Source organism: Brevundimonas sp., from assembly GCF_044239655.1.
Lineage (GTDB): Bacteria > Pseudomonadota > Alphaproteobacteria > Caulobacterales > Caulobacteraceae > Brevundimonas.
Genome location: NZ_JBIIAY010000086.1, coordinates 1 through 13,412 on the forward strand (window position 1 = coordinate 1; position 13,412 = coordinate 13,412).

The following is a 13,412-nucleotide window of genomic DNA, read 5'->3' on the forward strand; positions in this document are numbered from 1 at the left end:
GCGGCTCGGTGGCCAAGATCGAATACTGGGGCCTGCGCAACCTGACCTACCGGGTCAAGAAGAACCGCAAGGCGCACTATTCCCTGCTCGCCATCGACACCCCCCCGGCCGCCATGGCCGAGGTCGAGCGTCAGCTGGGCATCAACGAAGACGTGCTGCGCTGGCTGACCGTCAAGGTCGAGGAACTCGACCTGGAACTGTCGCCCCTGCTGGCCCGTCGTGAGCGCGAGCGTGAACGCGACCGCGAGCGTCCCGTGCGTGAAGACGCCGTGGTCGAAGCGTAAGGATCAGAACCATGACCGATACCACTGCTCCCCGTAACGTCCCGGGCACGCCCGCCGGCTCCGGCGGTTCCGGCCGTCGTCCGTTCAATCGTCGCCGCAAGACCTGCCCGTTCACGGGTGAAGGCGCGCCGAAGATCGACTACAAGGACGTCAAGCTGCTCCAGCGTTACATTTCCGAACGCGGCAAGATCGTGCCCTCGCGCATCACCGCCGTGTCCCAGATCAAGCAGCGCGAACTGGCCAAGGCCATCAAGCGCGCCCGCTATCTGGCCCTCCTGCCCTACGTGGTGAAATAAGATGAAGGTCGTTCTGCTCGAACGCGTCGAGAACCTCGGCGCCATCGGCGACGTCGTCACCGTCAAGGATGGCTTCGCTCGCAACTTCCTGCTGCCGCGGGAAAAGGCCCTTCGCGCCACCTCCAAGAACCTGGAGAAGTTTGAACTCGACCGCGCCGCCATCGAGGCCCGCAACGAGCGCAACAAGGGCGAGTCGCAAAAGGTCGCCGACAAGATCGACGGTCAGTCCTACATCATGATCCGCCAGGCCGGCGAAACCGGCCAGCTCTACGGATCGGTCGCCGGTCGCGACGTCGCCGAGGCCATCCAGGCCGAAGGCGGCAAGGTCGAACGCTCGCAGGTGGTCCTGAACACCGCGATCAAGACCCTGGGCGTCCACGAAGTGGTGATCCGTCTCCACGCCGAGGTCACCGCCACGGTCAAGATCAACATCGCCCGCTCGGCCGACGAAGCCGAACGTCAGGCCAAGGGCGAGGACGTGATCAAGTCGGCTTACGACGAAGATCGCGAACTGGCTGCCGAACAGGCCAACGACATGCGCGAAGGCGGCGCTGGCCAACAGGACGGTCTCGGCTCCGAAGCCTAACAGACCGGACCCAGGTCCATACGATCAAGGGCGCGTCCTCACGGACGCGCCCTTTTTCGTGTCCGCGGCGCGTCGACTCTATGTCAAATTTACAACGAACGGTCGCCAAGCGCGAAAGCCGTCCTTGACCGACCCCCTTCGCGGACCCAGCTTGCAGGCAAGGGCGGCATGGGGGCCGGTCCAGGCAATGTTTTGCCTCTGGCCCCCGAAGATCGGCCACGGGGACGAAACCGGCGATCGACGCCGACAATTCAGGAAGCCCGCAATCGGCCCCGTCGCCATTCGGCGCCGGCTCAACATCTGGTCTGTCAGGCGCCCATGCACATCCGTTCCACCCGCACCCTTCTTCTGGCGTTCGCCTCGGCCGGCGCCCTTCTGGCCATCCCCATGGTCGCCTCCGCCCAGTCCGCGCCCGAGCCGGATCAGGCCGACGCCCTGGAAGAGATCGTCGTCACCGGCACCCGCACCGTGGGCCGTTCGCGCCTCGACACCATCGCGCCCGTCGACGTGATCCAGGCCGAGACCCTGACCCGCAACGGCACGGGTACCGAACTGGCCGCCGCCCTGGCCAACACCGCACCGTCGCTCAGCTTCCCCCGCCCGGCCATCTCGGACGGTTCCGACCACGTCCGCCCCGCGACCCTGCGAGGCCTCGCGCCCGACCAGACGCTCGTCCTGATCAACGGCCAGCGCGGCCACATCGGCGCCCTGGTCAACGTCAACGGCGCGCTCGGCCGTGGCTCCACCGCCTTCGACCTGAACACCATCCCCTCGGTGACGCTCGGCACCGTCGAGGTCCTGCGTGACGGTGCCTCGGCCCAGTACGGTGCCGATGCCATCGCCGGCGTCATCAACCTGCGCCTGCGCCAGGCTGACAGCGGCGGCGGCCTGACCCTGAACTACGGGATGTTCGACACCGAATACACCACGGGCCGTGGCAAGCATTCGGAGTCGGACGGCGAGCAGACCTCCCTGGCCGGCTGGATCGGTCTGCCCCTCTTCGGCGACGGCTTCCTGACCCTGTCGGGCGAGGCCCAGCGTCGCGAGCCCACCAACCGCTCCGACTATGCCGCCCCGGCCGCCGTCAACGGCGGCAACGCGACCACCGTCCTGGGCCGCTTCGGCGACCCCTATACCGAGGCCTACACCGGCTATTTCAACGCCGGCAAGCCGCTGTCGGCCGGCTGGGAAGCCTATGCCTTCGGCGGTTATCAGGATCGCTATTCGGAATCCGCCGCCACCGCCCGCGCGTTCAACAACGCCAACAACGTCCAGGCCATCTATCCGAACGGCTTCCTGCCGATCATCGCTGCCAGCATCGCCGACTACAATATCTACGGCGGCCTCAAGGGTCCGGCGCTCGGCTTCGACTGGGACATCTCGGCCGGCTATGGCCGCAACGAGATCGACTACGAGGTCCTGAACAGCCTCAACGCCTCCTACGGCGCGGCCTCCCAGCGTGAGTTCAAGGCCGGTGGCCTCGGCTACGGCCAGCTGACCATCGACATCGACGCGGTCAAACAGGTCGAGGTCAACCTGTACGAGCCGCTCAACGTGGCGGTCGGCGTCTCGTACCGACGCGAGGATTTCTCGGTCAACGCAGGCGAGCCCACCTCCTACAACAAGGGCCCCGTCGCCGCCGGCGGTTCGGGCTCGCAGGGCTTCCCCGGCTTCGCCCCGGCCAACGAGGTCGACGTCGATCGCTACAACGTCGGTGCCTACATCGACCTGGAAGGCAAGTTCTCGGAACAGTTCAGCTTCGGCCTGGCCGGCCGCTACGAGGACTATTCCGACTTCGGCGACCAGTTCACCGGCAAGATGTCGGCCCGCTACGACTTCACGCCGTCGTTCGCCCTGCGCGGTGCCATCTCGACCGGCTTCAAGTCCCCGGCCCTGCAACAGCAGTTCTTCAGTTACGTCGCCACCAACCTGATCACCACCGTCGTCGGCGGCGTGCCGGTGACGACCCTGTCCCAGAACGGCAGCTATCGGGTCAACGACCCCATCGCCATCGCCCTGGGTTCCAAGCCGCTCGAGCCCGAGACGTCGACCAACTACTCCGGCGGCGCGGTCTTTCGGCATGAGGGCTTCGAGCTGACCGTCGACGCCTACCGCATCGATGTGAAGGACCGGATCATCTATTCCGAGACCCTGGGCGTCGCCCGTCCCAGCCAGCTGGCGGCGACCACCAGCGCGACCCTGGCCCTGCTGGCCCCCTTCGGCGTCACCGGTGCCCGCTTCTTCCTGAACGGGGTGAACAACACCACGACGGGCATCGACATCGTGTCCCGCTACCGGACCGTCCAGGACTTCGGCCGCTTCGACTTCACCCTGGCCGGCAACTTCAACAACACCGAAGTGACGCGCGTCCCGCCGCTGCCCTCGAACCTGGCCATCCCGGTCTCGCCCAACTACCTGTTCGACCGCTCCAACATCCTGTCGTTCGAGGAAGGCACCCCCGAGCAGAAGATCGTGGCCAGTGTGGACTGGAGCCTGGGCGGTTGGGGTGCCACGGCACGCGTCACCAGCTACGACTCCATCCTGGTCGCCAACAACAACGTGACGCTGGACTATGAGACCGGCCGCGCCAGCCTGCTGGACCTGGAAGGCCGCTACGCCTTCCCGATGGGCGTCTCCCTGGCCGTGGGCGTGAACAACGCTACCGACGCCTATCCCAACAACACGCCCACCAGCATCAACGGCGCGACGGGCTCGGTCGGCTATCCGAGCTTCTCACCCTTCGGCTTCAACGGCCGGTTCTTCTACGGACGCCTCAGCTACAGCTTCTGATCGATCAGGATCGAAGCCAACAGAAACGGCGCGGGGAGCGATCCCCGCGCCGTTTTTTCATTCTCGTCAGCGCTACCGCCTGATCGGCTCTTCGACGGGATCGCGACGCGACCCCGCCGATGCCGGTCACCGCGCCTAGTATTTGACGCTGAGCTTGGCGAACCAGAAGCCGCCGTTCATGCCGAACGGTCCACCCGATCGCGGATATATCTGACCGTCGGCGGTGCTGCCGGTCAGGGCGAAGATCGGGTTGGCCGTGGTGGGCGCGATCTTGTCCGGGTACTCGTCGAACAGATTGTTGGCGCCGACCGTGATCGTATAGGCGTCGGCGATCGTATAGCTGACGTCCAGATCGGCCGTGACCTTGTCGCCGAACTCCTGGCCCGGATAGTCCTGCTCGGACGCCCAGCTGCTGTAGTAGTTGGCGCGGGTATTGATCGTGAACCCGGACACCTGCCAGCTCGCCGAGGCGATGACCCGCTGTTTGGGCGTGATGTTCTGGATGTCGAAGATCCGGTCCAGGCCGATGGCGATCGGATCGAAATCGGTGACCTCGCTCTCGTTCCAGCTATAGGCCAGGGTCAGGCCCAGCGGGTTGTCCAGCAGGAAGGTGCGATAGCTGGCCACCGCATCGATGCCCTTGGTGCGGGTGTCGAAACCGTTGGTGAAATAGGCCACCGCGCCTCCGACGCCGACGGCCGCGAGCGCGGGCTGGGCGACGATATCGGCCGCGATCACATTGAACGTGCTGGTGACGCTGATGCGGTCCTCGACGTCGATGACATAGCCGTCGACGGTCAGGGTGAAGGCGCTGGTCGGCTCGAAGATGAAGCCGAGCCCGTAGTTGGTCGACTCTTCGGGGGTCAGGGCCACCGCGCCATAGTATTGGGCGATCGCGCTGGTCACCGGATAGGTGCCGGTCTGGACCTGGTTGCCGGCCGAGAAGGCGGTCGTCAGGATCTCGGTGTTGCTCTGGCCCGGGGACGGGGCGTGGAAGCCGGTGCCCACGGTGCCGCGGACCGAGAACATGTCGTTGAAGCGATACAGACCGTTGATCTTGCCGACGAAGGTGTCGCCGAAGGTGTCGTAGTCCTCGTAGCGACCGGCGATCCCGACCGTGAAGGCCTCGGTGACGTCGGTCTCGGCCCCGACATAGACGCCATAGCTGGTCTGCGACGCCTTTCCGGCCGAGGCCGGGCTGGTGCCGCCGTAACCGCTGGCGCCGGGCGATTGGGCGGCGGTGGGCTGCACCGTCGAGCGGGCGTAGACGCCGGGAGAAATCAGGTCGTACAGGGCCTGGTTGGCATAGGGACCGACGCCGTATGACTGAAGATCGCCGGCGGTCTGCTCATACTCCTCGCGTCGGTACTCGGCGCCGCCGGAAATGGTGATCGGGCTCGCGAACCCGACCTCGAGCGGATAGGTCAGGTCCAGGTTCACATTGTGCTCGCGCTGGATCAGCTCGCCGAACTTGAACGCGGTCTGGCTGGTCGGACCATAGGAGGCGTTGAGCGACTGGGTCATCGCCAGGTCGAGCGAATTCTGCGCCAGGGTCGTCGAGAAGTCGTAGGTCAGGCCGCTGTCGGCCTCGCCCTTGATACCGAACGTGCCATAGGCCTGATCCGCTTCGCCCTGGAAACGCGGCGTGAAGCCCGCCGGATAGACCGACGCGAAGCTGAAGGTATTGGTATTGCGCACGAACCCGCCGGCGGGGCAGGTCAGGTTGCCGGTCGGACAGGGCGTCAGATAGATGGGGTTGAAGGCCCCGTTGCGGCCCGGCGAACTCGTCGCCGGCGTGCCCGTGCCGTTGTTGATGGTCAGCGGCGTCGGCGCCGAGATCGGCGAGCGATAGTTGAAGCTCTGGTCAGCCTCGCGATGTCCGACGTTCACCGTCATATAGGCGCTGGTGTTCGCGCTCAGGTCATAGCCGGAGTTCAGGAACAGCTTGTAGCCGTCGGTCGGCGACGAGCCCCAGATCTGCACCGGCCCGGGATAGTTGGGCAGTTGCGTCGCCAGGCCGGGGTTCAGGGTGGCGAAGACCGCGGCGATCGGCCGGGTCGCGCCGCGGCTGGTCTGCTCGTCCTTGAAATACTCGCCCGACAGATTGACGAAGCCATGGCCCCACAGGCTGAAGCCCGCGTTGGCCGCGACCTGATAGCTCGCGCCGTCGCCGCTGTAGGTCTGGCCATAGCGGGTCGCGACCTCGAAGCCGCTGTCGTCGTCGCGGATGCCGTAGTTGATGACGCCGCCGATGGCGTCCGAACCGTACTGGGCGGTCGCGCCGTCGCGCAGGATCTGCAGGTTCTTGATCGCGATGGTCGGGATCATCGAGATGTCGGAGGCCTGGGCCCCCAGCGACAGGGCCGTGTCACCGCCCGTCACGACCTGAACCAGGGCGGCGCGGTTGTAGCGCTTGCCGTTGATCATCACCAGGATCTGGTCGGCCCCGAGACCGCGCAACGACGGCGCGCGCACGAAGGTCGAGGCGTCGGAGATGGTGTTCTGCGGCACATAGAAGGACGGAACCAGGTTCTTGACCACGTCCAGCATGTCGGCGGCCGGCTGGGCCGTCAGTTCCTCCGCGCTGAAGACATCGATCGGCGACGCCGAGTCGGTCACCGACCGGTCGGTCCGGCGCGTGCCCAGCACGATGATCTGCTCGACCTCGGTCTCATCGACCCCCGGTTCGGACTGAGCCCAGACCGGCTGGCTCATCAACAGGGCACCGAAGGCGGCCCCGCTGCTCAAAAGCAGTTTGAGTGGCGTCGTCTTGTCGTTCATGCGCATTCAGAAATCCTATCGTGTTGAATCGATTGAATTTCCTGGTGCGCTCCCTCCCCAGAGACCTCCGTTATCCTTTACGAAGCCGCGCAGAATGAAAGCCCGGTTTTCGCGATTTCACAGCCCTGTTGCGAAAGCGTCACTTTAACCTCAAACGGACCGAATGCCGAAATTTTTTTCCATTCGAATCAATGGGATTGCGACCCCATCCGACGATTTTGCCTCGATCCGCTCGATTTCGACATAACCGCATGCGCGGTACAGCGGCACACCCGCCAGGGTGGCCATCATCTCGGCCCGGCCGAATCCGGCCTCCAGCACAGCCCCCTCGCACAGCGTCAGAATCATCGATCCGATGCCACGCCGGGCGAAGTCCGGGTCGACGTACATGGCCCTGATCTTGGCGGCGTCTGTGGCGGGGTCGAGCGGTGCCGGCTCGCGCGCCACGATGCTGTCGTCACCCCCGAACAGGGTGGCGCGCCAGCTCCAGCCCCCGCATCCGACGATGCGATCCCCGGACTCGATCAGGAAATAGGTCTGGTCCTTCACCAGCTGGCTATCCAGCCCCATGACCTGACGGCTGGCCCTCACCTGTTCCGGTGTCAGGAACGCGTCCTGCAAACGGTCGATCGCCCGCCCCATCAGCGCGTGCAGCGCGCTCAGATCCTCGACCTGGGCCAGGCGGTGTGTGAGTTCCATGGGTTCATCCTCGGTATCCCGTCGAAACGATCCCTACGACGGGATCGCCGGGGCCAACAACTGCACCGCTTGTGACGCACCTGCCCTAGTTCCGCCGCGGATGTCCCGCCAAGCTGGCCCATCAACCGGAGGGGTCCGACATGAACCGCATCGCACTGGCCGGCCTGGCCATCGCCGCCACCCTGATCGCCACGAGCGCCAGCGCCATGACGGTGCAGGAGTTCCTGACCACCGCGGCCGGCATCCCCCGCAACCCCACCGCCCTGCTGCGCTCCGACACCCGCCGGCTGATGCACGAGTTCGAGGGCGCGGTGCGCACCACCCGGGCCGAACAGACCGCCGCCCGCACCGCCGGCCGTCGCCCGGCCACCTGCATGCCGGAAAAGGTGTCCTTCTCGCCCGACGCCATCCTGACCCGCTTCAACGCGGTGCCTGCCGCCCGCCGCAGCCAGATCACCGTGACCCAGGCGATGCGCGAATGGATGGCCGAACGCTACCCCTGCCCCCCTGCCTGAAGAACCCCGCCACCTGACGATTTTTGCCGAATCGTTGACGATTCCCGGTCCGTCCACAGACCGCGACCATCCATCCACGACCACGTCTGCGTCCGCCCCTGTCGCAGGGGCCCGACATCGTTAAGGCGTGGTCCCGATGAACGCCTTCACCTCCTTCTCCGCCGATTCCGTCGCCATCCCGTCCCTGCCTCACAACCTCGAGGCCGAGCAGGCGCTGCTGGGCGCTCTGATGTTCGACAACGCCATCTTCGAGCGGCTGTCGGACCGGCTGCGCGGTGCCCATTTCTACGAACCCTTCCACCAGCGGCTGTACGACGCGATCGAGGACCATATCCGCCAGGGCATGCTGGCCGAGCCCACCATCCTGATGGAGCGGTTCAAGCAGGATCCGGCCTTCGCCGAGTTCGGCGGCCTTCGCTACCTCGCCGACCTGATGGACCGTGCGCCTCCGGGAGCGAACGCCCCCGACTATGCCCGCGTCGTCTATGACCTGGCCCTGCGCCGCGACCTGATCCGCATCGGCGGCGAGATCATCAAGGACGCCCCCGACCCCGAAACGCCGGCCATCGACCAGATCGAACAGGCCGAACTGACCCTGTATTCCCTGGCCGAATCCGGTGCCCCCTCCTCCGGCTTCGTCAGCTTCTCGACGGCGCTGGCCGGTGCCGTCCAGATGGCGGGCGAGGCCTATCAGCGCGACGGCAAACTGGCCGGTCTTGCCACCCACCTCGACGATCTGGATTCCAAGCTCGGCGGCATGCACCCGTCCGATCTGCTGATTCTGGCCGGACGCCCCTCGATGGGGAAGACCGCGCTGGCCACCAACATCGCCTTCAACGTCGCCCGCAACTACCGCTGGGAGCCGACGCCGGACGGGCGCAAGACCGTCTCCGGCGGCGTCGTCGCCTTCTTCTCGCTGGAAATGAGCGCCGAACAGCTGGCCATGCGGATCCTGGCCGATGCGTCCGGCGTCTCCTCCGACCGGCTGCGCAAGGGCGAGATCGACGCCAGTGATTTCGGCAAGGTCCGCGACGCTGCCATCGAGATCGGCGAGAGCCCCCTCTACATCGACGCCACCGGCGGCCTGGCCATCTCCAAGCTGGCGGCCCGCGCCCGTCGCCTGAAGCGGATGGAACAGGGCCTCGACCTGATCATCGTCGACTACCTCCAGCTCATCACCGTCGGCGAAGGCAACGCGCAGAAGAACCGGGTGCAGGAAGTCTCCGAGATCACCGGCGGCCTCAAGGCCCTGGCCAAGGAGCTGAACGTCCCGATCATCGCCCTGTCCCAGCTGTCGCGTCAGGTGGAAAACCGCGAGGACAAGCGCCCGCAACTGTCCGACCTGCGCGAATCCGGCTCGATCGAGCAGGACGCCGACTGCGTGATGTTCGTGTACCGTGAGAGCTACTACCTGGGCCGCACCGAACCGCGTGAGGGCACCGAGGAACACCTCAAATGGCAGCAGGACATGGACCTGCTGGAGCACCAGGCCGAGGTCGTCATCGGCAAGCAGCGCCACGGCCCGATCGGCATCGTCAAACTCAGCTTCGACGCCGACACCACCCGCTTCGGCAACCTGGCCCGCAGCGGCTACGGCAACTTCAGCGACATCCCTGAATAGACCGGGGGCTTCCACCGACTGTCCGCCGCCGGGCGTTCGGAACGGCTGAGCGCCCGGACCGTTTCCCTGTCAACGACACAGGGAGGCGACCATGCCGGACATCGATGCCGCAGACGAACAGGACCAGTCAGAGGTCTTCGACGAGGACAACTACGACGACGCACAGCCCGGCGCGCCGACCAACGAGTTCCGCACCTTCGAGGACCTGCCCGAGGTTCTCGACGTCACCCGCGCCGACGGCGACGGTGACGAGGAAGAGTTTGACGAGGACGATCAGGCCCTCGACGACGATCTCGGGGCCGCCGGGATCGAGGCCGAGGCCGACGCCCTTCTGGGAGCCGACGGCTACCCCCTGCTCAAGATCGATACCGAGAGCGACGGCCAGCGCGGCGAGGACGAGGTCGAACTCGTCTACGCCGGACTGATGGAAAACGAGCGCGGGGCCCAGGCCTCCGCCGCCCACTGGGAGGCCAAACGCCTCTCCGACGACGACATCGCCGACCTCGGCTACGGCCCCGACGCCGAGACCAGCCCCACACAGGACATGCCCCGATGACCGCGCCCAACACCATCACTGACGTCAAACAGGACTGCGACCCCGCAACCCCCCACGCCCGCCGCACCGCCCCCGAACACGGCAAGCCCGACCAGCTCAAGGACGCGGAAGCCCAGGCCGAAAGCCGCCAGGAAGCCCTCGTCGACGAAGGCCTCGAAGAAAGCTTCCCCGCCAGCGACCCGCTCTCGGCCAAGCGGATCACCTGAGCGGCGGATCGCTTCACCGCTCCGCTGCCAAAGGCCAATCGGCAGGACAGAGGGGCAGCGAGGGCGAAGCGGCGTCCTTCCCCCCTTGCGGGGGAAGGACTTGGCTTGTCCAACGCCTCAAGTTTGCGAACTTCGAGCGTCCAATCCCTTGCCCCGCAACGGATTGCGGATTTCTCGCCCCCTCGAACGCGCCCAGGTATCCCACGCGGCTATACTGCTCTTCGTCCCGTCGCGGGGAAGGGCGCAAGGCCTTGCGATCTTGTTGCGGCGGGGGTGTGTGGCGCGGGATGGACCGGGGGATGCCGGCGCAGTTCTTTCGGGAGCTTCGTCGCCCCGGACCGTCAAAGGGTCTGGCGCAGAGAGTCGGATCGTTCAGGGGCTCGTGTCGCAAGGACACGACCTTCCCGTCGGGGGCGCGGTAGCGGCAAGGGGTTAAGAGCCCCGCTGGTTCGGGAGACCGAGCCGTACAGCTCCCGGAAAACCACATACGCGGAGCGTCTGTCTTTCGCCGAAACGGTAATCACTATCCCTATTCCGGGCGGAGGCCCGGACGCTCCGCCGGCCCTTCCCATGACTTCAGCGAGAGATCGCGTGAGGGCGAAGACCCGTGTGTAATCAGTGCTAGTGCTAGTGCTGGTGAGCAAGCAAGGGGTGAGACCTTGGCTGCCATCGTGCTCCGTGACGACCCACTGTGCGTGGATCGACGCTGAACCCTTGCTCACTAGCACTGGCACTAGCACCCCTTGCCACTCGCCAGACTTATGAGCCCAACTGAAAGGAGCCGCCATGTCCCGTCCAGCGACCGTTCGGCCGCCGAGCCCCGTAGACGACCGGGGCACACCCGAGTTCGAGCGGCTGAAGCGTGAACTCGAGCGGAGGCTCGGCGTGCTGCGCGTCAACATCGCCGCCAAACGCCGCGACTGTGGTCTGGTCGAGATCGACGACGGCGTCTGGATCCGGCCGAACGCCCCCGACGCGCCCTCGTGACACCGGCATCCCACGTCGCGCTCAAGCAGGGAGGACGGCTATGGCGCGTCGCGCAGCGACCCAAACAAGCCGCGCTCAAGCAGCGAGCGACCGCGTCGCGAGCGTTAGCGCGTCGCGCAGCGACCCAAACAAGAATGGAGGCCTGGCCTCCGAGTTGAACGGAGGGTCTACGGAGTTGCGGCTCCGTTGCGTTGCCCCTCCGCCACCAGGCCACATCAGGGATGGTTACGATCTAGGCCGGAAATCTTAAGGTGCGGCGTTCATAAAGGGTTAGCCGCGGATTCACCGTCTTTGTCCGCCCATCATCCTGTCGCGCGCTTGTGATTGCGCGAGCCGAGCCGGACCCGGTAGACCTGTACCCATGCGTTTCCGTTATCGTCTCCTCATCATCCTGTCGGTCGGGGCCTGCGCCCCGATGTTGCCGCCGCCGCCCGAGGTCTCGGTCGGCACGGCGACGGGACCGATCGCGCCGGTCCAGGAGCGCGCCTATCTGGCCGACGGCCCCGCAGCACCCGACGCCTCCGGCTTCGAGGCCTGGAAACAGGGCTTCCTCGCCCGACACGGTGGGGCACGCCGCGAGGCCTATGAGCGTGAACTGGCCGGACTGACCCCGGACCCTGAGGTCGTCCGTCTCGACGGCAATCAGCCCGAGTTCAGCCGCCCGGCCGGGGCCTATGTCCAGAACGCCGCCTCCTCCGCCCGTATCGCCGAGGCCCGCCGCCGGATCGGCGCGGTCCCGGCCAGCGTGCCCCAGCGTTACGGCGTCCCCGCCGAGATCCTCGTCGCCATCTGGGGTAATGAATCCAGCTTCGGTCAGGTCCAGGGCAACAAGGACGTGATCCGGTCCCTGGCCACCCTGGCCTATGACGGTCGCCGCCGCGACTGGGCGGAGGGCCAGCTCCGGGACGCGCTCAACATCGTCGTCGACGGCCGCCGCGCCCGCTCGGGCCTGCTCGGCAGCTGGGCCGGTGCCATGGGCCAGACCCAGTTCATGCCCGACAATTTCCTGCGCCTCGGCGTCGATCAGACCGGCGACGGCCAGGTCGACATTTGGGGCTCCGACGCCGACGCCCTGGCCTCCGCTGCCAACCTGCTGGCCGAGGCCGGATGGCGGCGCGGCCAGACCTGGGGCTACGAAGTCGCCCTGCCCGCCTCGTTCGACTACGCCCAGGCCGACGGCCCGACCCACCCCTGGCGCTGGTGGGCCGCACGCGGCGTGACCCTGGCCCGGGGCGGTGCCCCCAACTCGGCCGAAGCTCTGGAAGACGCCGCCATCCTGTTGCCCCAGGGTGCGGCGGGCCCCGCCTTCCTGGCCCTGCCCAACCACTATGTGATCCGGCGCTACAACAACTCGGTCTCCTATGCCCTCGCCATCGGCCTGACGGCGGACGGCGTGGACGGCAAGCCCGGCCTCGTCGCCGCCTGGCCCAACGATCCGCCCCTGTCGCTCAACCAGCGGATCGGGGCCCAGCGCGCCCTCAGCGCCATGGGTTATGACACCGGCGGCATCGACGGCGTCGTCGGCGCCAACACCCGCGCCGCCCTCAAGCGCTGGCAGGCCGCCAACGGCCGCATCGCCGACGGTTACCTGACGGCCTCCCTCGCCGATGAACTGGGCCGGATGTGACCGAGCCTCGGGATCCGGGTCAGCGCGCGATCCTGGCGGGATTCTATGCCTTCCTGGCCATCGGCCTGTTGCTGGTCGCCGCCTTCGTCCTGTTCCGCGTCCTGGTGCCGATGATCCTTGAGGCGCATTTCCTGGGATCCGTCTTCGTCGCCTCGGTCGCGGGCCTGTTCGGCACGCTCGGGCTGGGCCTGCTGGCGGTTTTCCTGTTCAATCGAATCTCCCGGATGATCCGGGACTGAGACCATCCGCGGGGGCGCGACCATGACATTTCCAGGACCCAGGTCCCTCGGCGGCGGAAGCAGCGCCACGCCACGCGTACTCAGGCTCGTGGCCACGGCCGCGCTGTTGCTGCTGGTCCTCGCCGGCGGCAGCTGCGCCGTAGTCTCGTGCAGCGTCACGGTCGAGAGCGGCGAGGCCGGCATCAAGACCACCAAGTTCGGCCCCAACCCCGGCGTCCAGCCCAC

At 66.6% G+C, this 13,412-nt stretch carries 13 protein-coding genes; 11 read left to right on the plus strand and 2 right to left on the minus strand.

The window, feature by feature from the left end; all coding sequences use genetic code 11:
* From rpsF to ACILQR_RS11665, 4 genes are all read left to right on the plus strand, one after another.
* The coding region (gene rpsF, locus ACILQR_RS11650; RefSeq protein WP_395651576.1) for a 30S ribosomal protein S6 at positions 1-284 on the plus strand (284 nt) is incomplete at its 5' end.
* 11 nt (positions 285-295) lie between these two features.
* Complete coding sequence (rpsR, locus tag ACILQR_RS11655) at positions 296-580, plus strand: 30S ribosomal protein S18 (protein ID WP_271144680.1); 285 nt, start codon at positions 296-298, stop codon at positions 578-580.
* A gap of 1 nt (position 581) precedes the next feature.
* A complete protein-coding gene (gene rplI, locus ACILQR_RS11660; protein WP_395651577.1) occupies positions 582-1,166 on the plus strand; it encodes a 50S ribosomal protein L9 in 585 nt (194 codons plus the stop codon).
* A 318-nt stretch (positions 1,167-1,484) separates the two neighbouring features.
* Positions 1,485-3,956: a TonB-dependent receptor plug domain-containing protein gene (locus ACILQR_RS11665; RefSeq protein ID WP_395651578.1), complete on the plus strand. Its 2,472-nt coding sequence runs from the start codon at positions 1,485-1,487 to the stop codon at positions 3,954-3,956.
* A 135-nt stretch (positions 3,957-4,091) separates the two neighbouring features.
* Here the strand turns inward: ACILQR_RS11665 and ACILQR_RS11670 are convergent, their stop codons facing one another.
* Complete coding sequence (locus tag ACILQR_RS11670; RefSeq protein ID WP_395651579.1) at positions 4,092-6,743, minus strand: TonB-dependent receptor plug domain-containing protein; 2,652 nt, start codon at positions 6,741-6,743, stop codon at positions 4,092-4,094.
* A gap of 144 nt (positions 6,744-6,887) precedes the next feature.
* On the minus strand, positions 6,888-7,436 hold the full coding sequence (locus ACILQR_RS11675) for a GNAT family N-acetyltransferase (protein WP_395651580.1): 549 nt from the start codon (positions 7,434-7,436) through the stop codon (positions 6,888-6,890).
* A gap of 140 nt (positions 7,437-7,576) precedes the next feature.
* Between ACILQR_RS11675 and ACILQR_RS11680 the strand changes: the two genes are divergently transcribed.
* The 7 genes from ACILQR_RS11680 (at position 7,577) to ACILQR_RS11710 (ending at position 13,187) form a co-directional block, all read left to right on the plus strand.
* Positions 7,577-7,951, plus strand: a complete 375-nt coding sequence (locus ACILQR_RS11680) for a hypothetical protein (RefSeq protein WP_395651581.1) — start codon at positions 7,577-7,579, stop codon at positions 7,949-7,951.
* A 136-nt stretch (positions 7,952-8,087) separates the two neighbouring features.
* Positions 8,088-9,572 carry a replicative DNA helicase gene (locus ACILQR_RS11685; protein ID WP_271144686.1) on the plus strand — a complete coding sequence of 495 codons (1,485 nt, stop codon included), beginning with the start codon at positions 8,088-8,090 and terminating at the stop codon, positions 9,570-9,572.
* A 91-nt stretch (positions 9,573-9,663) separates the two neighbouring features.
* Positions 9,664-10,128: a hypothetical protein gene (locus tag ACILQR_RS11690; protein ID WP_395651582.1), complete on the plus strand. Its 465-nt coding sequence runs from the start codon at positions 9,664-9,666 to the stop codon at positions 10,126-10,128.
* Positions 10,125-10,334 carry a hypothetical protein gene (locus ACILQR_RS11695; protein ID WP_395651583.1) on the plus strand — a complete coding sequence of 70 codons (210 nt, stop codon included), beginning with the start codon at positions 10,125-10,127 and terminating at the stop codon, positions 10,332-10,334. Before ACILQR_RS11690 ends, ACILQR_RS11695 begins: the two co-directional genes overlap by 4 nt.
* Before the next feature lie 786 nt (positions 10,335-11,120).
* On the plus strand, positions 11,121-11,321 hold the full coding sequence (locus ACILQR_RS11700; protein WP_395651584.1) for a hypothetical protein: 201 nt from the start codon (positions 11,121-11,123) through the stop codon (positions 11,319-11,321).
* A 361-nt stretch (positions 11,322-11,682) separates the two neighbouring features.
* Positions 11,683-12,948 (plus strand): lytic murein transglycosylase, encoded by a 1,266-nt coding sequence (locus ACILQR_RS11705; RefSeq protein ID WP_395651585.1) that lies wholly within the window; start codon positions 11,683-11,685, stop codon positions 12,946-12,948.
* Positions 12,945-13,187 carry a hypothetical protein gene (locus ACILQR_RS11710; RefSeq protein ID WP_395651586.1) on the plus strand — a complete coding sequence of 81 codons (243 nt, stop codon included), beginning with the start codon at positions 12,945-12,947 and terminating at the stop codon, positions 13,185-13,187. The genes ACILQR_RS11705 and ACILQR_RS11710 overlap by 4 nt, the downstream gene beginning before the upstream one ends.
* Positions 13,188-13,412: the final 225 nt, after the last annotated feature.